Below are 21,433 nucleotides of genomic sequence, written 5' to 3' on the forward strand. Positions count from 1 at the left end.
CCGCCTGATCGCTCGGCCGTCCTGACCGGCCGGGCCGTTCAGCCGCGCGGCAGCGGCTGCTCGAACCAGACCACCTTGCCGACCGCCTTGCGGGCGGTGCCCCAGCGCTCGGCGAGCTTGCTGACCAGGTTCAGGCCGCGGCCGTTCTCGTCCATCGACTCGGCCGGCTCCAGCGAGGGCAGGTTGTGGTTGTCGTCGCTGACCTCGACCAGCAGCTTGTCCACCCGGATCAGCTGCAGCTGGACGTAGTCCCGGGCCACCCGGACCGCGTTCGTGACCAGCTCGCTGACCAGCAGCTCGGTGGTGTCACTGAGCGCGGTCAGCTGCCAGGCGGCCAGCTGGTCGCGGACCAGCTGGCGGGCCCGGCGCACCTCCGACCGGTCGACCGCCAGGGTCCAGGTGGCCACCTCGGTCTCCGCCACCCCGTCGAAGCGGGCCACCAGCAGCGCCACGTCGTCCTTGCGGTCGTCGGAGTGCAGCCGTTCCAGCACCGTGTCGCAGGCCTCGTCCGGCGTCCGCTTGGGGTCGATCAGGTTCCCGCAGAGCGCCGCGAGGCCTGCTCCTATGTCGCCGCCGCGCACCTCGACCAAGCCGTCGGTGCACATCACCAGCATCGAGCCGTCCAGCACGTCGATCTTCTTGGCGACGAACGGCACCCCGCCCACCCCGATCGGGGCGCCGGCCGGGATCTCCAGCAGCTCGCCGGTGCCGTCCGGGTGGACCAGCACCGGCGGCACGTGGCCGGCGCTGGCCAGCTCGCAGGTGCGGTTGATCGGGTCGTAGACCGCGTACAGGCAGGTGGCCAGGTGGTCGTCGCCGATCTTCTGGGCCAGGTTGTCCAGGTGGCGCAGCAGCTGGCCGGGCGGCAGGTCCAGCGCGGCCAGGGTCTGCATGGCGGTGCGGAAGCGCCCCATCGCGGCGGCCGAGTGCAGGCCGTGGCCCATCACGTCGCCGACCACCAGGGCCACCCGGCTGCCGGGCAGCTGAATCGCGTCGAACCAGTCGCCGCCGACCTCGGCCCGCCGGTCGCCGGGCAGGTAGCGGTGCGCGACCTGGACGCCGGGGATCCGCGGCGGGCGGGTCGGGATCATCGAGCGCTGCAGCGTGGTGGCCATCTTCGACTCGGCCCGGTGCAGCCGGGCGTTGTCCAGCGAGAGCGCGGCGCGGGCGGCCAGCTCCTGCAGGGTGGCCGCGTCGGCCTCGTCGAACGGCGCCCGGTCGGGCAGCCGCAGCAGCTTGAGGATGCCGAGCACGGTGCCGCGGGCGGAGAGCGGCAGCACCAGCATCGAGCGCCCGGAGACCACCGGGACCAGGCTCGGGCCGCCGCCCAGCGCGGCCGCGTAGTCGACGGCCAGCTCCGGTCGCACCACCGGGACCAGCACCGCCTGGTTGCGCTGCAGGGCCATGCCGGGCGGGGTGCTGCGCGGCATCGCCATCAGCGCGCCCTCGTCCAGCACGTGCGCCCAGCAGCCGGCGGACTCGTGGAAGCTGCGGGCCACCCGGCGCAGCATGGTGTCGTCGTCGGGCAGCTCCTCGGGCAGCTCGGCGTCCGAGATCAGCCGGTCCAGCAGGTCCACGCAGGCGAAGTCGGCCACCCGCGGCACCAGGACCTGGCACAGCTCGCGGGCGGTGGTGTCCAGGTCCAGGGTGGTGCCGACCTTGCCGCCGACCTCGTTCAGCAGGGCGAGCTGCTCGCCGGCCTGCCCGTTGATCAGCAGCGGGGCGAGCTGGTCGGCGAGCGGCTGGACGGTGAGCCCGGCACCGTTCGGCTCCGACGGCGCGGCCGGGCCTGCGGACGGGGACGCGGCGGTGGCGGGCGCGGGCACGGCGGCGGGGCGCTGCTCGGTCGTCAGGGGAGCTCCCGGGCTCGGTGCGGGGCCCGGGGCCGCCGGGCGCGGTGCCGGTAGTCCGGCGGATGTCGCCCGGCCGGGCGCTGGATCAGCGCCGTGCTGCTGGGCGGGGTCCGCCGTCCGCGGTTCGGGGACCGCCCGCAGGCCCGGCGAGCCGCCCTGGGCCTCCGGCGGGGTGTACCCCCGGGCCGCGGCGGAGCGCTGCTGCGCCGTCGGGTAGCGGCGGCCGAGCCCGGCCGCCAGCTGGGCCACCCCGCCGGCCAGCGGCTCGTACGGGACGACCGGCAGCCGGGTGCCCGCGTCCACCCAGAGCGCGGGTGCGCCGGCGGCGGCGATCCGGCGCAGCAGCCCGCGCAGCCGGGTGGCGCCGAGCCTGGGCAGCAGCGGGGCCAGTGCCGCCGCCGAGCCGGGGGTGGTCGAGCCGAGCGCGGCCGAGATCCGGTGGAAGACGCCGCCCTCGGCGCGCGGGGCGCCCCAGTCGTTGGTGTCGGTGGCCGCGTACGGCAGCAGGCGGCGGCCGATCGCGATCCGCGGGCCGCGCATCCGCAGCGGGCGGGCGTCGGCGGCCAGCAGCAGCAGGCTGCGGCCGTCCGGCTCGACCAGCGGGTAGGCCCACCACAGGACCGAGCGGACCCGCTCCTCGCGGTCGGTGACCGCCAGCGGGCCGGCCCAGGCGCCCACGGTGGTCTGGTCGTCCAGGGTGTCGAAGGCGTCGCCGCGGCGGTGGGCGGTGGCGCTGCCCGGCCGCGCGCTCGGGACGGTGGGCAGCAGACCGCGCGCGGTGCGGCCCTGGACGGTCTCGGTGCGGTGGCCGAAGAGCTCCTCGGCGCCGCGGTTCCACAGGGCGATCCGGCCGTCCGGGTCGACCAGCACGGCCGCCAGCCGCACCATGGCCACCACGCCGGAGGGTTGCTGGTCGGTGGCCTGGTCGGGATCGGGCGGCGCGGGGACGAGCTGCGCAGCCGTGACCGCGCCCGGCGCGCTGGGCTGCTGCGCGGAGGTGTCCGCGGTGGAGTTCGGGTCGTCCGCCATGGGCTTCGTGATCGCTCCCGCCTGTCCCGTCGTGATGGGGCCCACCATCTGCCGGTCCCTTAGCGAAGCACGGACCGGGCCCGGGCCGGTACTGAAACGGCCAGATTCGTCAGTATCAGTTGCGTGTCACCCAGCGTGCGCCCTGTCGCACCCTCTGTCCATCTTTTCGTTGGCCGGATTTCGTCGCCCTCATCGCGCCTGGCGTCCGGGCCCGGCCCCGGTAGGCTCGACGCGGTCCGGGCCCGTCCCGGGCGGGCCGGTTGGCGATGATGACGACGGATGATGAGCGAGGCGAGCAGGTGACCGCGATGAGCCCCGTCCGCTGGGCGGACCCGGAGCGGCAGCGGCTGGAAGAGCGGGTCGCGGCCACCGAGTTGGCCTGGCTGACGCTGGAGGTCGACGTCGAGACCCTGCGGGTCGAGATCGACAACTTCGCGCTCGTCCACCACGAGCGGCTCGGCCCGCTCTACGCCCGGATCGACGAGCTGGAGGCGCTGATCGCCGAGGCCGTGGCGGCGCGCACCGGCAGCCCCGAGGACCTGCGCCGGGCCGTGGACGCGCGCCGCATGGTGGACGAACTGCCCGACCTGGACGCCCTGTTCGACAGCGTGCGGCAGGCCGAGGAGCAGGCCGCGCAGGCGGTGGGCGACACCGACGAGGCGGCTGGTCAAGCCGGCGCCGCGCAGCCGCCGCGCCGGGTGCGCCCCGGCAAGGAGGCCCAGCGGCTCTACCGCGAGCTGGCCCGCCGGGCCCACCCCGACCTGTCCACCGACCCGGCCGAGCAGCAGCGCCGCTCCGCCTTCATCGCCCGGGCCAACGAGGCCTACGCGCGCGGTGACGCGGCGGCTCTCGAGGCGCTGACCGAGGAGTGGTCGACCGCGCCGGAGTCCGCGCCCGAGCCGGACGCGCCGGACCGCGGCGAGTGGCTGCTCCAGCGGCTGGAGTGGCTGGGCGCGCGGATCGCCGAACTGGCCACCGAGCAGGTCCGGCTGGAGGGCACCGCGATGGGCTCGCTGCTGGCGCTCGCGCCGGGCGACCCGGACCAGTTGCTGGCCGAGCTGGCCGAGCAGCTGCTGGCCAAGGCCGCCGCCCAGCAGCAGGAGCTGACCCGGCTGCTGGCGGTGGACAATGGGGCACCGGTCCCGGCACCCCGGCCGTCGTCCGTACCCGAGCCGTCAACCCAGCAGGAGAGCCCGAGCATGTTCCAGCAGATCCCCACCGTCCAGGTCGACAACGTCCCCGCCGACGCGGTGCTGATCGACGTGCGCGAGCAGGACGAGTGGGACGCGGGCCACGCCGAGGGCGCGCTGCACATCCCGATGAGCCAGTTCACGGCCCGTCTCGACGAGGTGCCCGAGGCGCCGTTGTACGTGGTCTGCCGCGTCGGTGGCCGCTCGGCCCAGGTCGTGCAGTACCTGGTCGGCCAGGAGCGCCAGGCCTTCAACGTGGACGGCGGCATGTTCGCCTGGGCGCAGGCGGGGCGCCCGATGGTGAGCGGCTCGGGCGAAGAGGCTTACGTGCTGTAACTCCGTAGGAGGGGAGGCAGGCCCGATGGCCGACCAGGAGGTGGTGCGCTCCGGCATGCCCGGGCGCGCCTGGTCGCCGCCCGCGCTCGCGGTGCTGGCGACCGGTGCGGCGGTGCTGCTGAGCGGCACGGCCGTCTTCCTCGGCGCGCTCTTCCTGAGCGTGGCGCCCCCCAACTCGCTCTCCCAGCGCTACCAGGACCAGGTCAACGGCCTCGTCTACCCGGAGTTCGAGCAGAACTGGAAGCTGTTCGCCCCCGACCCGCTGCAGCAGAACATCAGCGTCGACGTCCGGGCGCGCACCGCCGTCGGCGACGGCGGCTGGGTGGACCTGACGGCCCAGGACATCGCCGCGGTGCGCGGCAACCCGTTCCCCAGCCACGCCGACCAGAACCTGCTGCGCCGGGCCTGGGACTTCTACGACAGCACCCACAACGCGCAGGACGAGAGCCCGGTCGGCACCCGTGGCCGGCTCTCCGAGGAGTACCTCAAACGGATCGCGCTGCAGCGGATCGGCCCGACGCTGCTGGGCGCGCCGATCACCGGGATCGAGATCCGCTCCGCGACCGTGGCGGTGCCCGCGCCGCCGTGGAGCACCCAGCGCTGGTCCACCGAGCCCCAGTACCGCCAGTTGCCCTGGTGGCCGGTGGACACCGCGGACCACCAGGGGCTGTCATGACCGGCCGGCCGGAGACCGACGGCCTGCTGACCGGGATCCCGCGCCAGGGCGGGCCGGTGGCCGAGGAGCACGAGCCCGCCCGCCCGGCGCCGCCCGCGCCGCGCCCGGACCCGGCGGGGCGGCTCGGCGGCGCCCTGCTGGCCGGTTTCACCGCGCTGACCGCCCGGCCGCTGGCCGGCCACCAGGCCGCCGTGGTGCGGATCGGCTTCGCGCTGACCTTCACCCTGCAACTGCTGCGCGAGTGGCCCGACCGCCGTGAGCTGTACGGCGACCGGTCCCCGTGGAGCCCGCAGCTGGCCCGTGACCTGGTGGGCGAGACGCACGCCTTCACGGTGCTGCTCTGGCGCGACGAGCGCTGGTGGTTCGAGGGCTGCTACCTGCTGGCGATCCTGGCCGGGGTGCTGATGCTGCTCGGCTGGCGGACCAGGTTCAGCTCGGTGCTCTTCCTGGTGGCCGTGGTCTCGGTGCAGAACCGCAACGTGCTGGTGGGGGACGGCGGCGACAACATCATCCACCTGATGGCGATCTACCTGGTCTTCACCCGGTGCGCGACCGTCTGGTCGCTGGACGCCCGCCGCGGTGCCCGGACGGGCGGCGGCGGTGGGGGGCCGGTCGGGGTGCTGCTCTGGCTGCTCGGCGGCGGGCTGCTGACGGCCGCTCAGCTGACCGGGCACATCGGCTGGGGCGGGGACGGCTGGCCGGGCGTCGGCTGGGCGGTGCTGTTCTGGACGCTGTGGGCCTTCGCCGGCCTCTGGTACGCCGTCGAGCGCTGGTGGCCCGGGGGCGAGCCGCGCGCGGTGCTGGACGCGCTGGCCACCATGCTGCACCACTGCGCGATGCTGGTGATCGCCGCGCAGGTGGTGCTGGTGTACGCCACGGCGGGCTGGTACAAGGTGCAGGGCTCGCGCTGGCAGGACGGCTCCGCGCTCTACTACCCGCTGCACCTGGACTACTTCACCCCGTGGCCGGGCCTGTCGGCGCTGCTCGGCGGCAGCGCGGTGCTGGTCTTCCTGCTCTCCTACGGCACCGTGGCGGTGCAGGTCGCCTTCCCGTTCACGCTGGTGAACCGGCGGGTGAAGAACGTGCTGCTGGCGCTGATGATCACCGAGCACCTGGCGATCGCGGTGCTGCTCGGCCTGCCGTTCTTCTCGCTGGCGATGGTCGCGGCGGACGCCGTCTTCCTGCCCACCGGTGCGCTGCGCCGGGTGGGGGGTTGGCTGGGGGACCGGCTGGGGCGCGCCGCCTAGGGAGTGTCCGGCCGGGCACTCCCTAGAATGTCCGGTATGCCCTGGCTTGCGGCGCTCCGCCACACCGGCCGCGCCGGCCTGCGGCCCGAGCGGGCGCTGAGCGACCCGTACCGGGCGGTGCGCGGGGCCGCGGCGGTGGCGCTGGTGCTCTTCCCGGTGCTCGCCGTCGGCGGTCCGGCTCCGGCCACCTCGGCCGCGCTGGGCGCCTTCATCGCCGGCACGGCCACCTTCCAGCGCAGCTTCCGGCCGCGCCCCTCGCTGGCCCTGGCCGCGGGGCTCGGCCTCGGGGTGAGCACCTTCCTCGGCTACCTGGCGGTCTCGGTGCCCGGGCTCTTCCCGGTGCTGCTGGCGACCTGGGCCTTCGCGGCGGGCCTGGCCTGGTCGCTGGGCCCGACCGCCGGTGTGGTGGCCACCAACACGCTGACCGTGATGCTGGTGGTGGTCCAACTGCCCGTCAGCGTGGCCACCGCGGCCGCCCACGCGGGGCTCTGCGCGCTCGGCGGCGGGGCCCAGGCGCTGGTGATCACGCTCTGGCCGATCAAGAGCTGGGGCGCCCAGCGCGACGCGCTGGCCGACGCGTACGCCTCGCTGGCCGACTACGCCCGGCGGCTGCGGCACGACCCGCACGCCGCGATGGACCCGGACCCGCTGATGACGGCCCGCCACGCGGCTGCCGTGACGCCCTGGCAGGACCGCCGCCGGCCGCCCGAACTGCGCGGGCTGCGCGGGATCGCCGAGCGGATCCGTCCGACCCTGGCCGCGATCGCCGACCCCGAGCTCGGCGCGGCGGCCGAGGGCCCGGAGCGGGACCGGGCCCGGGAGCTGCTGGACGGCGCCGCGCAACTGCTGGACGCGCTGGCCCGGGCGATCCGCACCGGTGAGCCGGCCAGCTACCCGGCCTCCGCGCCGGCCGCGCTGATCGCCCCCGCCAGGCCGGTGCTGCACGGCCCGGCGCTGCGTGCGGCCCGCCGGCTCACCGCGCTGCTCGGCCGGGCCTTCGGCGGGCTCGACCAGAACACCGAGTCCACCTTGGAGACCCCGGTCGCCGGGCCCGGCGGGGCGCTGCTGCGCCCGGGGCTGGCCCGGATGCTGCCGGTGGCGGTGCGCACCGCGCGGCGCCAGCTGCGGGCCGGCTCGCCGATCCTGCACCACGCGGTGCGGCTGTCCGGCGTGGTCACCGCCGCGTACCTGCTGGCCAAGCTGACCGGGCTGCACCACAGCTACTGGGCGGCGATGACCGCCGCCATGGTGATCCGGCCCGACTTCGTGCAGACCTACAGCCGGGGGGTCGCCCGGGTGGCCGGCACGGTGGTCGGCGTGCTGCTGGCCACCGGCGTGGTCGAGCTGCTGCACCCGGGGGACTGGGCCGCCTGCGCGCTGGCGGTGGTCTGCATCGCCGGGGCGTACCTCACGCTTCGCACCGGCTACGCGGTGATGACCACCTGCATCTCGGCCTACGTGGTCTTCCTGCTCGGGTTGGAGCCGGAGCCGCCGCTCAGCACCGCCTACGAGCGGATCCTGATGACCCTGCTGGGCGGCGCCGTCGCGCTGCTGGCCTACGCGCTCTTCCCCACCTGGGAGACGGCCCGGCTGCCGGAGCGCACCGCCGAGTGGATCACCGCGGTGGGCCGGTACGCGGGCGCGGTGCTGGCCGCCTACGGGGATCCGGCCGGGCGCGATCCGCGGGCGGTGCGCACCGCGCTGCTGGACGCGCGCGAGGCCCGGGCGGCCTTTCTGCAGGCCCGGGAGCGGGCCGAGGCCGAGCCGGTGCGGCACGCGGTGCACTCGCCGCAGCTCAGCCGCCGGCAGCTGGGCCGGGCCAGGGAGGCGGTCGGGTTCCTCTCCCGGGTCGCGCTGCTGATGGAGGCCCACCTGCCGGGGCGGCAGGCCGAGCCGGTGCCGGGCGCGGCCGACTTCGGGGCGGCGCTGGCCGAGGCGACGGCGGCGGCCGGGGCCGCGGTGCTCACCGGGCGGGCGGTGGACTTCCGTGCGGCGCGCGACGCGCAGCTCTCCTGGGAGGAACTGCTGGAGCAGACACCGGGGCAGCGGCCCGGCGACCAGCTGGAGGTGGTCCGCTCCGGCAGCCGGCTGCTGATGCAGGCGCTGACGGACCTGGAGAAGGCGGTGCGGCCGCCCGGGTCGGTGGCCGCCGGGCTGGGTTCGGCCGATCCGGCGCCGGCCGAGCCGGGGTCAGCCGGCTGACCGGTGCCCGGACTGCCAGTGGAAGAGCCCCATGCCGACCGAGGTGGCCAGGTTGAAGCTGGAGACCAGCGGGCGCATCGGGATCGCCAGCAGCGCGTCCGCCCGGGACCGCAGCTCCTGGCCCACCCCGTGCCGCTCGGAGCCGAAGACGAGCAGCGCCTCGTCCGGCAGCCGTACCGAGTGGATGTCCGCGCCCTCCGGGTCCAGCACGAACAGCGGGCCGGGCGGGAGCCGGTCGGGCGCCAGCCGGGCCACGTCGGTGGCGAAGTGCAGCCCGGCGCCGGCCCGCACCACGGTCGGGTGCCAGGGGTCCAGGTCGCCGGTGGTGACCACGCCGGTGGCGCCGAAGCCGGCGGCCAGTCGCACCACGGCGCCCACGTTGCCGAGGTTGCGCGGGTTGTCCAGCACCACCACCGGCGCCCGGCGCGGCAGCTCCCGCAGCCGGGCGAGCGCCCGGGCCGGGTCGGGGCGCCGGGCCAGCGCCGCCACCCCGGTGGGGTGCGGGCGCGGCACCAGCTCGCGCAGGGCGGCGGCCGGCACCTCGACGGCGGCGCCCAGCACGGCGGCGGCGACGTCGGGGGCCAGGCCCGTGGCGAGCTCGGCCAGCTGGGCCCGGTCGCTGGTGAGCACCTGGCGGACCTCGCCGCCGAACCGCAGCGTGTGCTTGAGCGCGTGGAACCCGTCGATCAGTACGGTGTCCGGCTCCTGGGCCGTGGCCCGCCAGCCGCCGAGGGCGGTCTCCCGGGCTTCGGCTGCTTCGGTGGGATCGGCAGCGGCGCTGTTGGTCATGTCAGCACTGTCGCACGAGGGGCCCCGTGCTCCCGAGTCGACGGCCGGGCGGTCAGGAGGACGGTCAGTAGTAGGCGCGCATCAGCTCGGTGGCCCACTGCGGCTGTCCGGTGTCGCCGAGTGGCCCGAACTCGGCCATCCACGGCTTGAGATCGAGCACCGGAGTGCCGTCGACCGCGTCCAGGCCGAGCACGTGGACGTCCAGGCCGTCCACCGCGACCAGGCGGCAGCGCGAGACGCCGAGGCGGTTGGGGCGGTTCTTGCCGCGCTGGGCGAAGATGCCGACCTCGGGCCACTCGGGGTTGCCGCGCGGGCGGCGGGCGGTGGTCTCGATCTTCTCCTCGGCCACCTTGTGGAAGTGGAAGACCACCTCCAGGTGCGTGAAGGCGTCCAGGCCGAGCAGGGCCTCGGCGCCGTACTGCGCCGGGTCGAGCCGGATCACGGCGGCGACCTGGCCCCAGTCGTCGTCGATCACCTCGGTGCGGCCGCCGGTGACCAGGCCGATCGGGCGCAGCCGCACGGTGCTGTCGTCGTTCATCGTTCCCCCAGGGACAGGAAGGCTCCGGGGGACGATCCTGCCGCAGCCACCGGCGGGAGCCCTACTCCCACTCCCAGCGGATGCCGCTCTGGCCCGGCTGCTGCTCGGTGGCCAGCACGTGGGCGCTGGCCGAGGCGCCGATCCACAGGCGCTCGCGGACCCGGTCCTGGGCGGCGCCCGGGTCGCGCTCGTAGCGCTCGCAGTGGGCGGGGACCGCGGTGGGGTCGAAGTGCACCTGGAGCACGTACTCGCGCACCGGGGCGGCGAACCGGCGCCCGTAGACGGTGGTCGGGCCGCCCGGGGGCAGTTCCACCTCGTACTCGAAGACGGTGGAGTCGCCCAGCCCCAGCGGGCGGTCCAGCAGTAGCTCGGCGACCAGCAGGCCGATCTCGGGGCAGCGCCGGACCCGGCCGAGCCGGGCGTGGCGCACCGAGGTCAGCTCGGGGCAGCCGGTGGCGTCCTCGTCCGCCTGGTGCACCACCAGGCAGCGCGAGACGCCGGACACGGTGGCCCGCACCACCTGACGGGTCCTCAGTACCGCGCCGATCCGGTCGGCTCCGACGTAGCAGGCGTCGTGCACGCTGAGCCGCTCCAGCTCGCTGGTGGGCGGGGCGTCCAGCTCGTCGAAGACCTCGGCGATGCGCAGCTCCTCGGGCCAGATCGTGGCCACCGGCACGCTGTCCTGGGTGCTGCCGGTCACCCACCGCCCGCGCGGGCGGGGCGGGCCGAGCAGACTGGACAGGCCGGTCTCGGGCACGCCCAGCAGGTTCTCCAGCAGTGCCACCGCCTGGACGGAGGAGGCCCGTTCGGGCTGGCTGCGACCGCGACGCCAGTAACTGAGCGTCGTGACACTGACTCTGATGCCCTGTCGGTCCAGCTCCGAGCGGATCCGGTCCAGGCTCAGTCCGCTGGCCTCGATCGCGCTGTGCAGGGTTTCGGCGAAACCGATCGTGGCCGATCGGTCGGCCGGGGCGGGACAGGCCGTGGGCAGCAATCGGCCCAAGGGCAGGGGGCTGAGCGGTCGTTGCTCCACCAGGCGCAGGTGGCCGACGTTCTGCGGATATTGCGAGCCCATGCGAGATAACCCTCCCCACCAGCCGCCTCGTTGCCAGGAGACTTACGTGGCGGAACCGGCTCGGTGCCGTTGTGGGGACGGCACCGAGCTGCAGGAACCTTACGCAGGGATCAGAGGCTACGTCATCTACCCGTGGGTATGACAGTGGTCACGACAAATTAGCTTCACGTGGGTTTGCGGGGATCTCCAAACCCATGAAACGCGAATGCAACAATCCCGCCGGTATCGGACGGCACTCCGATACCGGCGGGATCTCATTCACCTGGGGCTATTCAATTTTTGGTGTCGGTGCGCTACTGCTTAATGACGCGGTGTGGCAGCCGATTTCGCTGGGTGAGACGGCCGGGATTCTCAGCCGACGTTCAGCGCGGTGTCGTCGATCACGAAGCTGGTCTGCGCCGAGGAGTCCTCGGTGCCGGTGAACTTGAGGGTCACCGTCTGACCGGCGTAGGCCGACAGGTCGAAGGTGCGCTGGGTGTAGCCGTTGGCGGCGTCCACGTTGGAGTAGGTGTGCAGGGTGGTGCCGTTGGCCTGGACGGTGAGCTTGTCGTAGGCCGTGTTGCCGGTCTCCGCCGTGTCGATGTGCAGCCAGAAGCTGAAGGTGGCCTTGCAGCCGGCCGGGATGGTGACGGTCTGCGAGAGGGTGTCGGTGTGGGTGCTGCCGTACCCGTCCAGCCAGGCGTCGTAGTTGCCCGAGTGCGAGGGCTCGCTGCTCAGGTCGCTGTTGATCACGCCGGAGCTGGTGCTCCAGGGCGAGGCGGTGCCGCTCTCGAAGCCGGCGTTGCCGAGCAGCTGGGCCGAGGTGCAGCCGCCGGAGGCCGCGGCGACCGTGAAGGTGAAGGCGGTGGTGCCGGTGGCGCCGGTCGAGTCCTTGGCGGTGACGGCCACCGTCGAGGTGCCGGCCGCGGTCGGGGTGCCGCTGATCAGGCCGCTGGCGCTGATCGACAGGCCGGCCGGCAGGCCGGTGGCCGAGTAGCTCAGGCTCTGGCCGGTGGCGCTGTCGGTGCCGGACAGCTGCAGGCTCACCGCGGTGCCCACGGTGCCCTGCTGGGCGCCCGGGCTGGTGACGGTGACGGTGTTGCCGGTCGGGCCGGTGCCGCCGCCGCCGAGCAGGGCGGTGGTCAGCGCGTCGGCGACCGGGGAGCCCCAGCCGGTGACCTGGTCGTAGCCGGTGCCGGCCTGGAAGTCCTGGTTGGCGCCGGTCTTCACGTCGTGGAAGGCGGTGCCGTAGTTGCTGCTGTTGGCGACCGAGTAGAGCGCCGGGTTGGCCTGGCCGAGGTTGGCCTTGCCGGCCGCGGCGGCCTTCTGGTTGAACAGCGCGGTGAAGCCGGACCACAGCGGGGCCGCGGCGCTGGTGCCGCCGTACTGCTGCCAGGCCGGGCCGTTGGTGCCCTGGGTGTAGATGGCGAAGCCGCTGTTCGGGTCGGCGTTGGAGGCGACGTCGGGAACGGTGCGCATGGTGCCGCTCACGCCGGTGCCGGTCTGCCAGCTCGGCTTGCCGAACACGGTGGAGACGCCGCCGCCGGCGGTGCTCCAGGCGCTCTCCGAGGAGTAGGAGTTGCCCGAGACCTGCAGGTTGGTGCCACCGACGCTGGTCACGTAGGTGTCCGAGCCGGGGAAGTCCACCGACTTGACCGAGGCGCCGCTGGTGGAGCGGGTGCAGTCGCGCGAGCCGTCGTCACCGGAGGCGGAGAAGACCGAGATGCCCTCGGCGGCGGCCTGCTTGAAGGAGTTGTCCACCGCGGTCATCGAGGACTGCGTGGTGTCGGGCTCGCAGCCGCCCCAGGAGATCGAGATGACCGAGACCTGGTCGTCGGCCACGATCTTGGCGGCCATGTCGATCTCGCCCTGGTCGCTGTTGGGGGCCTCGTAGACCAGCTGGGTGGCCTTGGGGGCCACGCCGCTGACGATCTCGCTGTCCAGCTCGACCTCACCCTGGCCGTCGCCGGGCGCGCTGTCGTAGCTCTGGCCGTCGACCGGGACGGTGGTGACCGCCGGGCCGGTCAGGCCGTACTGCTTGTCGTAGGTGCTGAGGTTGGACGACTTGTAGCCGTCGAACTCCCAGAGCGCGACCTTGACCCCGGTGCCGTCCGCGCCGACCTTGTTCAGGTTGTAGGCGCCGTCGTACTGGCTCGGGCCGTAGCCGCTGGGGGTGGCCATCGGCTGCGCGTTGTTCGGCTTGGCCAGCTCGGGGGTGCGCACGGTCTTGTTGTTCAGGCCGGAGATGCCCTGGACGACCGCGGCGACGTCGGCCGGCAGCGTGGCGGCGTTGTCGTTGGCGAAGAACTGCTTGGCGTCCGCGGCGTCGTAGTAGGCGCTCTCGTGCGTCCCGAAGGCCTGCGCGATCTGGGCGTTGGTGCCCTTGGCGTCGATCACCTGGCGGTTGGCGCTGACCGAGGCGGTCAGGCCCTGCGACTTCAGGTAGGCGACCACGTGGTCGACGTCGGCCTGGGTCGGCGCGTAGCGGGCGGCGAACTCGGCCGGGGTCAGGTAGTGGCCGTAGTTCGGCGACTTCGGGTTGGCGACGTCCGCCAGGAACTTGTCCAGGTCGGCCGAGTTGCGCAGCTTCAGGCTGACCGCCACCGACAGCTGCTGGGCGGCGGGAACGTCACCCTGCTTCTGCGAGTGGGACACCGCGGGAGTCACGGTGTTGGGCAGCGAGATGCGCGGGGCCGAGGCGTTGGGGGTCGCGGCCTGGGCAGCGGTGACCGAGAGCGAGGCCGCGCAGAGCGGCAGCAGGGCTATCGCGGCAGCGAGAGCGAGGGGGCGGGGACGCACGGGGCTCCTCCTCTGGTCGGCCAGAACGGCCGGCAGGGTCACGCGTTCCGGGGGGTCGTGAACGCTGTGACAGAACATCCCAGAAGTTCACTGAGAGTTGGCCCATCATCAGGTAATGAAATGCTAAATAACAGTCAAGTGTGTATCGGACCGCTGTGAACTGAATGGCGGGGAATCTATACAGTGAATACGGTGGTCCGGACTTTTGCTCCGCGAGTGGTCTGGTCCACCGACCCCGCCGCGCGGTTAGCGTGCGGCCATGGCGAAGGCAATCCCCGCACTGCGGGGCTCGGTGTGCGCGGCCGGCGCGATGGTGGCGGCGGGCAGTTCGGCTGCGGTCAGCCCACTGGTGGTCAACTATCCATGGTTTGCTGGGCAGTTCTGGCGATATCTGGTGGCGGCGCTGGCGCTGCTGCCGCTCTGCCGGCGCGGCGCCTGGCCGCGGCTGGGCGGCCGGGGGTGGGGGCGGGTGCTGCTGCTCGTCGCGACCGGCAACGTCGGCTTCAACCTCTGCCTGCTCCAGGCGGTGCGCCGGGCCGACCCGACGGCGGTGGGTGCGGCGGTCGGCGCCGCCCCGGTGCTGCTCGCCCTGCTCGGGCCGCTGCTGGGCCCGCTGCTCGGAGCCGCCGGGGGACGGCGCCGGCCGAGCCCGCGGATCCTGACGGCGGCGCTGCTGGCCTTCGCCGGGCTGCTGGTGGCCCGCTCGGCCGCGGTGGCCACCGGCGCCGGGCTCTGCTGGGCGCTGGGTGCGCTGGTCTGCGAGACCTGCTTCTCGCTGCTGGCCGTGGAGTTGGTCGACCGGCTCGGCGCGGCCCGGCTCTCCGCCGTGGTCTGCCTCGGAGCCGCGCTGGCCTTCGGCACCGGCGCGCTGCTGACAGAGCGTCAACAGGTGTTGCGGCTGCCCACCGGGACCGAGCTGGCGGCGTTCGGCTACCTGGCGCTCGTGGTCACCTCACTGGCGTTCTTCCTCTGGTACCGGGCGGTCGGCGGGCTCGGCGTGGCCAGGGCCGGACTCTTCGTCGGGCTGCTGCCGCTCGGTGCGCTGCTGACCGGGCCGCTGCTGGGCACCGGTCGGCTCACCGCCGCCGGGGCGCTCGGCGCGCTGCTGGTGGCCGGCGCGGTGCTCTGGGGAGTCACCGCGCCGGGGCCGGACACTCCTTAGGACGGGTCCTGGTCCGGGGTGCCCAGCCAGTGGGTGAGCGCGGCGCGCAGCTCGGCGCGGCTGGGATCGGCCGCCGCCCAGGCGGCGTAGCCGTCCGGGCGCACCAGCAGCACGGTGGAGCGCAGCTTGCCGTGCGGGTCGGCCGGCGCGGCGTGCACCAGCCGCTCGCCCCAGGCCTCGCCGACGGCCGGCTCCAGACCGCTGAACGGCGCGCCCGGCGCCCGCTCGTCGGTGCTGACCAGCACGAAGCTGCCGCCGCGCAGGGCTTCGTAGAGCCGCCCGGGCCCACCCGGGGCGTCCTGGGCCAGGCGCAGGTCCGGCACCCGGCGCCCGGCCAGCGGGTGCGCGCCGGGCTCGGCCGGGTAGCTGATTCCGATCCCGCTGACCGACCTGGCCATCCGGGCCATCAGCGGCGGGACCGAGTCGGCCAGCACGGTGGCCGCCGAGCGCAGCGCCCGGGTGGCGGTGCTCGGTGCCAGGGCGAGCCGGATCAGCGCGCCCGAGCTGCGCAGCACCGCCCTGCCGACCGGGTGGCGCTCCTCCTGGTAGGTGTCCAGCAGGCTCTCGGGCGCCCGGCCGCGCACCACCGCGGCGAGCTTCCAGCCGAGGTTGGCGGCGTCCTGCAGACCGGTGTTCATGCCCTGGCCGCCGGCCGGGGAGTGGCAGTGCGCCGCGTCCCCGGCGAGCAGCACCCGGCCGTCGCGGTAGCGCGGCACCTGCCGCTCGTCGCTGTGGAAGCGGGACAGCCACCGGGCCTCGTGCAGGCCGTGGTCGACGCCCAGCGCGCGCCGCGTGGCGTCGGCCACCTCCGCCAGCGAGACCGGTGCGTCGTCGGGCAGTTGGCGGCTGCGGTCCCAGGCGATCGCCCGGTACCAGCCGTCCCCGAAGGAGGCCAGGAAGGCGAAGCCCTCGCTGCTCGCGCCGGCGGTGATCGGCAGCTCGGGGGCCCGCTCCACGCGGACGTCGGCCAGCATCACGGAGCTCACCACCGACTCGCCGGGGAACGGGATGCCGACCAGCTCGCGCACGGCGCTGTGCACACCGTCCGCGCCCACCACGTAGCCGGCCCGGTGGGTGACCTGGCCGCCCGGGGTGGCCACCTGCAGGGTCACGCCCTCGGCGTCCTGGCGCAGGCCGGTGACCCGGTGCTCGCGCAGCAGCACCGCACCGGCCTTCACGGCCCGCTCCTGCAACAGCCGTTCGGTGTTGTACTGCGGGGTGACCAGCAGGAACGGGAACCGGGTGGGCAGCGTGGACAGGTCGAAGCGCAGCCGGCCGAACAGGCGCAGCTCGGCGAGCCTGGTGCCGGTGGCGATCAGCTCCTCGGCCAGCCCCCGGGCGTCCAACTGCTCCAGCGTGCGGGCGTGCACGGAGAAGGCGCGGGTCGTGTTGGCCTCCTTGCCGCGCCGCTCCAGCACCGTCACCCGCAGCCCGGCCGCGGCCAGGTCGCCGGCCAGCAGCAGGCCGGTCGGACCGGCCCCGACCACAACCACCTCGGACTCGGTCAGCTGATCCGTCATGGGCGTAACTCCCCGGGTTCGTCGGCTCATCAGTGGGACGGGGTGACCATCGGTCTCGTACCCACCTTCCCATCATCGCGGGCCCGTTCGGCGCTGTGAATCTCCCGGACGGGGCGGCGGGCGCGAAATTCGGGCGCTTCGCAGCGCCCCGCGCCCGTAGCATGCGGGCACTCGGGCGGCGGTGGTGCCGCCCGGACCGGAGAGAGGAAGCCCTGGTGGCTGAGGTACGCGCGGCGATGACTTTGGTGGAGGACGCGGTGGCCGGTGCCATGACGCGTGTCCTGACCCCAGAGCTCGCCCGACGCGACCCCGTGGTGCGGCCCTCGGAGCACGCCGACTTCCAGTCCAACGTGGCGCTCTCGCTGGCCGGTCCGGCCGGGACGCCGCCGCGCGAGCTGGCGCTCGCGCTGCACGCCGAGCTGGCCGGCGGCCCGGTCGCCGCGACCCTGGCCGGGCCCGGTTTCCTCAACCTGACGCTGACCGACGAGCGGCTCTGGGGCCAGCTCGCCGACCGGCTCGCCGATCCGCGGCTCGGGGTGGGGCTGCCGCTGGCCGGCACCCGCACCGTGGTCGACTACTCCGGGCCGAACATCGCCAAGGGGATGCACGTCGGCCACCTGCGCAGCACCGTCATCGGTGACGTGCTGGCCCGGGTGCTGGCCTTCCTGGGCGGTGAGGTGATCCGGCAGAACCACCTGGGCGACTGGGGCACCAACTTCGGCATGCTGATCCAGTACCTGGTGGAGCATCCCGAGTACGACTGGCAGGGGGACACGGCGGCCGACCAGGTCTCGGTGCTGGACGTCCTCTACCAGGCCGCCCGGCGGCTCTTCGAGGCCGATCCCGCCTTCGCCGAGCGGGCCCGGCAGCGGGTGGTGGCGCTGCAGGGCGGCGACGAGGCGACGCTGGCCCTGTGGCGGGAGCTGACGGCCGTCTCCGGCAAGGCGTTCCAGGCGCTCTACGAGCGGCTCGGGGTGCTGCTCACCGAGCAGGACACCGCCGCCGAGTCCAGCTACAACCCGTACCTGGACGAGGTGGTGGCGGAGCTGGTTGAGGCCGGTATCGCGGTCGACAGCGACGGCGCGCTCTGCGTCTTCGCCGAGGACCTGACCGGGCCGGACGGCGAGCCGGTGCCGCTGATCGTGCGCAAGAAGGACGGCGGCTACGGCTACCCGGCCACCGACCTGGCCACCCTGCGGCACCGGGTGGAGCGGCTCGGCGTGGACCGGATCCTCTACGTCACCGACGCCCGGCAGGCGCTGCACTTCCGGCAGGTCTTCGCCACCGCCCGGCGGGCGGGCTGGCTGCCCGCCGGGGTGGCGGCGGTGCACGTGCCGTTCGGGATGGTGCTCGGCCCCGGCGGCACCCCGTTCAAGACCCGCTCGGGCGGCACCGTGCCGCTGGCCGGGCTGCTGGACGAGGCCGTCGAGGGGGCGCGGGCGGCGACGGCCGACAAGGCGCACGAGCTGACCGCCGAGGCGCTCACGGAGGTGGTCGAGGCGGCCGGGATCGGCGCGGTCAAGTACGCGGACCTGTCCACCTCGCGGGCGAAGAACTACGTCTTCGACACCGCCCAGATGGTCTCGCTGAACGGCAACACCGGTGTCTACCTGCAGTACGCGCACGCCCGGCTGTGCACCCTGCTGGGCAAGGCGGGCGGTGCCGGGGCGGACGGGGTGGACGCCTCGCTGCCGCTGCACCCGGCGGAGCGGGCGCTGATCCTGCGGCTGGACGGCTTCGACGCGGTACTCGGCGAGGTGGCCCGGGAGTTGGAGCCGCACCGGCTCTGCGGCTACCTGTTCGCGCTGGCCAAGGCGCTCACCGAGTTCTACGGCGCCTGCCCGGTGCTCAAGGCGCCCACCCCGGCGCTGCGGGCCAACCGGCTGGCGCTCTGCCGGCTGACCGCGCGCACCCTGGCGCAGGGGCTCGACCTGCTGGGACTGAAGGCGCCGGAGCGGATGTAGGGCTCAGCGCCCCGCCCGCTCCGGCGCCTGCCGGCCAGGCCGGCTCAGTCCTGGTAGCGGATCTCCACCACGCGGAACCGGTTGGCCACGAAGGCGGCGTCGGTGTAGGCGGCGTTGGCGGCCGGGTTGGCGCCGGTGCCGTGCAGGTCGGAGAAGGCGGCGGTCTGGTTCGGGTAGACGCCCCCGGTGAGGTTGAGCGAGAGGCAGACGCCGGAGTCCAGGCAGGCCTGGACCAGCTGCTGCTCGACCTCGGCGGAGGTGGTGTAGCCGGTGGCCGTCATCGCGCCCTTCTCGGTGACGGTCAGGCGCAGCAGCTCCACGGCGTCCTGGGCGGAGTCGACGGCGACGGCGAAGTAGACCGGGCCGAAGCACTCGGTGAGGAAGAGCGCACGGTCGTCCGGCTTGTGCGCCTCGACCTTGATCAGCGCGGGGGTGCGGATGGTGGCGCCCGGGAACTCCTCGCTGGTCACCACCCGCGGCGCGAGGGCGAGGTCGCCGTACTCGCCGCCGGCCGCCGCCGCGCTGCGCTGCAGCACAGCCGGGTTGACCACGGCGCCCAGGATCGCGGCGGCCCGGGCGTCGTCGCCGAGCAGGCCCTCGATCGAGCCGGCCAGGTCGGCGACCACCTCGTCGTAGGACTTCGGGCCCTGGTCGGTCTCGATGCCGCCGCGCGGGATCAGCAGGTTCTGCGGGGTGGTGCACATCTGGCCGGTGTAGAGGGAGAGCGCGAAGGCCAGGTTGGCCAGCATCCCCTTGTAGTTGCCGGTGGACTCGATGACCACCGTGTTGACGCCGGCCTTCTCGGTGTAGACCAGCGCCTGCTTGGCGTTCTGCTCCAGCCAGTCGCCGAACTCGGTGGAGCCGGTGTAGTCGATGATCCGCACGTCCGGGTGGAGCGCCAGGGTCTTGGCGATGCCCTCGCGGTCGCGCTCGGCGGCCAGCGTGACGAGGTTGGGGTCGAAGCCGGCCTCCTCGAGCACCTCGCGGGCGATCCGCACGGTGAGCGCCAGCGGCAGCACCGCGCGCGGGTGAGGCTTGACCACCACCGGGTTGCCGGTGGCCAGCGAGGCGAACAGACCGGGGTAGCCGTTCCAGGTCGGGAAGGTGTTGCAGCCGATCATCAGCGCGGTGCCGCGCGGCACGGTGACGAAGCGCTTGCGCAGCACCAGCGGGTCGCGCTTGCCCTGCGGCTTGGTCCAGCCGGCCTCGGCGGGCAGCTTGGCCTGCTCGGCGTAGGCGTAGGCGACCGCCTCCAGGCCCCGGTCCTGGGCGTGCGGGCCGCCGGCCTGGAAGGCCATCGCGGCGGCCTGACCGGTGGTGTGCTGGACGGCCAGCGCCATCTCGTGCGAGCGGGCGTTGATCCGGGCCAGGATCTCCAGGCAGACCGCGGCGCGGGCGGCCGGGGTGGCGGCGGCCCAGGCGCCCTGGGCGGCCTTGGCGGCGGCCAGCAGCTCGGGGACCTCGCTGCGCGGGTAGGAGATGTTCAGTTCGAGGCCGAAGGGGGAAACCTCGGTGCCCTCCAGCTCGCCGGTGCTGGGCTGGCCGGGCAGCGCGAAGGGGGTGCCGAGCAGGGACTCGAAGGCACGCCTGCCCTCCTCGGGTGCGCCCTCGCCGTAGGCCTTGGGGAACTCGGGGTAGGGCGACCAGTAGTCCCGTTCGCCGAGCGCGGTGAGCGCCCGGGTGAGGGTCTCCTGGTGACGTTCGATCAATGCGTCCACGGCGGCCATGCGGGCTCTCCTCGGAGGGGGAGGACTGGGCTGACGCTCCTCAGCGTAACCGAACGATCGGTCGGGGGGACAGGGTGTGCGGGGACGGGCTGTGCGGGGACGGGGAGCACGGGCAAGGGGTGCGCGGCCAGGGGTGCACGGAGGCGGCCCGCCGGGTGCGGGGATACTCGGTGCATGGCCGAGTACCCGAACCGCACCACTTACACCGTCGACTCCCTGCTCGCCGTCACCGTGGAGGTCTTCAACGACCGCGGCTACGACGGCACCTCGATGGAGGACCTGTCGCGGGCGGCCGGGATCTCCAAGTCCTCGATCTACCACCACGTGCGCGGCAAGGAGGAGCTGCTGCGGCTCGCGGTCGGCCGGGCGCTGGACGGGCTGTTCGCGATCCTGGACGAGCCGGGTGCCGGCCGGGGCCGGGCCGTGGACCGGCTGGAGCACGTGGTGCGGCGGACCACCGAGGTGCTGCTGGCCGAGCTGCCCTACGTCACGCTGCTGCTGCGGGTGCGCGGCAACACCGGCACCGAGAAGTGGGCGCTGGAGCGCCGCCGGGACTTCGACCACCGGGTGGCCGAGCTGCTCCGGGAGGCGGTGGCGGCGGGCGAGCTGCGCGCGGACGTGGAGCCGCGGCTGGCCACCCGGCTGCTCTTCGGGATGATCAACTCGATCGTCGAGTGGTACCGGCCCGACGGCCCGCTGGCGGAGCACACGGTGGACGGGGTGCCGGACGCGGTGATCCACCTGGCCTTCGACGGTCTGCGGGCCTGAGCGGGCGCCCTCGGGCCGGGGGCCCTCAGGCCGGGGGCACCCGGTCGGTCTCCTCGAAGACCAGCAGGGTCTGGGTGGAGAGCACGTCGGGGATGGCCTGGATGCTGCCCAGCACCAGCTCCCGCAGCGCCCGGTTGTCGGCGGTGTGCACCAGCATCAGCACGTCGAACTCGCCGCCCACCAGGGCGATGTGCGCCACCCCCGGCAGGTCGAGCAGCTGTTCGCGCACGGTGCGCCAGGAGTTCTGGACGATCTTCAGGGTGACGTAGGCGCAGGCGCCCTGACCGGCCCGCTCGTGGTCGACCCGGGCGGTGAAGCCGCGGATCACGCCGTCCTCCATCATTCGGGCGATCCGGGCGTAGGCGTTGGCGCGCGAGACGTGCACCCGCTCGGCGACCGAGCGTATCGAGGCCCGGCCGTCCTGCTGGAGCAGCCGCAGGATCGAGCGGTCGACCCGGTCGAGGCCCCGGTCGGCGCCGGTGCCCACCGCCGGGAGCTGCGCTCTGCCTCCGGTCGACCCGGCCATTTGTTCAGCACTCATGTCCCCCAGCCCTCCCATGATGGACGCGCTGCCTTCAG

General features: G+C 74.1%; 15 protein-coding genes. 7 read left to right on the top strand and 8 right to left on the bottom strand.

Annotation, left to right across the window (positions count from 1 at the left end; all coding sequences use genetic code 11):
• Window positions 1-38: 38 nt before the first annotated feature.
• Window positions 39-2,882, bottom strand: coding sequence for a SpoIIE family protein phosphatase (locus tag OG294_RS20915; RefSeq protein ID WP_327068031.1), 2,844 nt, complete (start codon window positions 2,880-2,882; stop codon window positions 39-41).
• A 308-nt stretch (window positions 2,883-3,190) separates the two neighbouring features.
• On the opposite strand from OG294_RS20915, the gene OG294_RS20920 reads away from it, so the two are divergent.
• Genes OG294_RS20920 through OG294_RS20935 form a run of 4 tightly spaced genes read left to right on the top strand, consistent with a single transcriptional unit; the run spans window position 3,191 to window position 8,533 of the window.
• A complete protein-coding gene (locus tag OG294_RS20920) occupies window positions 3,191-4,408 on the top strand; it encodes a rhodanese-like domain-containing protein (protein WP_327068032.1) in 1,218 nt (405 codons plus the stop codon).
• Between the two features lie 25 nt (window positions 4,409-4,433).
• Window positions 4,434-5,084 carry a DUF5819 family protein gene (locus OG294_RS20925; protein ID WP_327068033.1) on the top strand — a complete coding sequence of 217 codons (651 nt, stop codon included), beginning with the start codon at window positions 4,434-4,436 and terminating at the stop codon, window positions 5,082-5,084.
• Window positions 5,081-6,331, top strand: coding sequence for an HTTM domain-containing protein (locus OG294_RS20930; protein ID WP_327068034.1), 1,251 nt, complete (start codon window positions 5,081-5,083; stop codon window positions 6,329-6,331). Before OG294_RS20925 ends, OG294_RS20930 begins: the two co-directional genes overlap by 4 nt.
• Window positions 6,332-6,367: 36 nt before the next feature.
• Window positions 6,368-8,533: an FUSC family protein gene (locus tag OG294_RS20935; protein WP_327068035.1), complete on the top strand. Its 2,166-nt coding sequence runs from the start codon at window positions 6,368-6,370 to the stop codon at window positions 8,531-8,533.
• On the opposite strand, the gene OG294_RS20940 is transcribed toward OG294_RS20935, so the two are convergent.
• From OG294_RS20940 to OG294_RS20955, 4 genes are all read right to left on the bottom strand, one after another.
• Window positions 8,522-9,322 (bottom strand): TrmH family RNA methyltransferase, encoded by an 801-nt coding sequence (locus tag OG294_RS20940; protein ID WP_327068036.1) that lies wholly within the window; start codon window positions 9,320-9,322, stop codon window positions 8,522-8,524. The two genes, OG294_RS20935 and OG294_RS20940, sit on opposite strands and share 12 nt — an antisense overlap.
• A gap of 64 nt (window positions 9,323-9,386) precedes the next feature.
• A complete protein-coding gene (locus tag OG294_RS20945) occupies window positions 9,387-9,860 on the bottom strand; it encodes an SAM-dependent methyltransferase (protein WP_327068037.1) in 474 nt (157 codons plus the stop codon).
• 61 nt (window positions 9,861-9,921) lie between these two features.
• Entirely contained in the window at window positions 9,922-10,935 is a 1,014-nt protein-coding gene (locus tag OG294_RS20950; RefSeq protein WP_327068038.1) for a hypothetical protein, read from the bottom strand.
• Window positions 10,936-11,286: 351 nt separating this feature from the next.
• On the bottom strand, window positions 11,287-13,713 hold the full coding sequence (locus OG294_RS20955) for a protease pro-enzyme activation domain-containing protein (protein ID WP_327068039.1): 2,427 nt from the start codon (window positions 13,711-13,713) through the stop codon (window positions 11,287-11,289).
• Window positions 13,714-13,972: 259 nt separating this feature from the next.
• Between OG294_RS20955 and OG294_RS20960 the strand changes: the two genes are divergently transcribed.
• Window positions 13,973-14,875, top strand: a complete 903-nt coding sequence (locus tag OG294_RS20960; RefSeq protein ID WP_327068040.1) for a DMT family transporter — start codon at window positions 13,973-13,975, stop codon at window positions 14,873-14,875.
• On the opposite strand, the gene OG294_RS20965 is transcribed toward OG294_RS20960, so the two are convergent.
• Window positions 14,872-16,395, bottom strand: coding sequence for an FAD-dependent oxidoreductase (locus tag OG294_RS20965; protein ID WP_327068041.1), 1,524 nt, complete (start codon window positions 16,393-16,395; stop codon window positions 14,872-14,874). The genes OG294_RS20960 and OG294_RS20965 overlap by 4 nt on opposite strands.
• 215 nt (window positions 16,396-16,610) lie before the next feature.
• Here OG294_RS20965 and argS point away from each other — a divergent pair, with 215 nt between their 5' ends.
• Window positions 16,611-18,359 carry an arginine--tRNA ligase gene (gene argS, locus OG294_RS20970; RefSeq protein WP_327068042.1) on the top strand — a complete coding sequence of 583 codons (1,749 nt, stop codon included), beginning with the start codon at window positions 16,611-16,613 and terminating at the stop codon, window positions 18,357-18,359.
• A 44-nt stretch (window positions 18,360-18,403) separates the two neighbouring features.
• Here the strand turns inward: argS and paaN are convergent, their stop codons facing one another.
• The gene (paaN, locus tag OG294_RS20975; RefSeq protein WP_327068043.1) at window positions 18,404-20,086 is read right to left on the bottom strand and encodes a phenylacetic acid degradation protein PaaN; all 1,683 of its coding nucleotides are present in this window, start codon (window positions 20,084-20,086) and stop codon (window positions 18,404-18,406) included.
• Window positions 20,087-20,260: 174 nt separating this feature from the next.
• Here paaN and OG294_RS20980 point away from each other — a divergent pair, with 174 nt between their 5' ends.
• Window positions 20,261-20,854 (top strand): TetR/AcrR family transcriptional regulator, encoded by a 594-nt coding sequence (locus OG294_RS20980; RefSeq protein WP_327068044.1) that lies wholly within the window; start codon window positions 20,261-20,263, stop codon window positions 20,852-20,854.
• A 25-nt stretch (window positions 20,855-20,879) separates the two neighbouring features.
• On the opposite strand, the gene OG294_RS20985 is transcribed toward OG294_RS20980, so the two are convergent.
• Complete coding sequence (locus OG294_RS20985; protein WP_327068045.1) at window positions 20,880-21,395, bottom strand: Lrp/AsnC family transcriptional regulator; 516 nt, start codon at window positions 21,393-21,395, stop codon at window positions 20,880-20,882.
• Between the last annotated feature and the right edge of the window lie 38 nt (window positions 21,396-21,433).

Origin of the sequence: Kitasatospora sp. NBC_01302 (assembly GCF_035976515.1) — a bacterium.
GTDB lineage: Bacteria > Actinomycetota > Actinomycetes > Streptomycetales > Streptomycetaceae > Kitasatospora.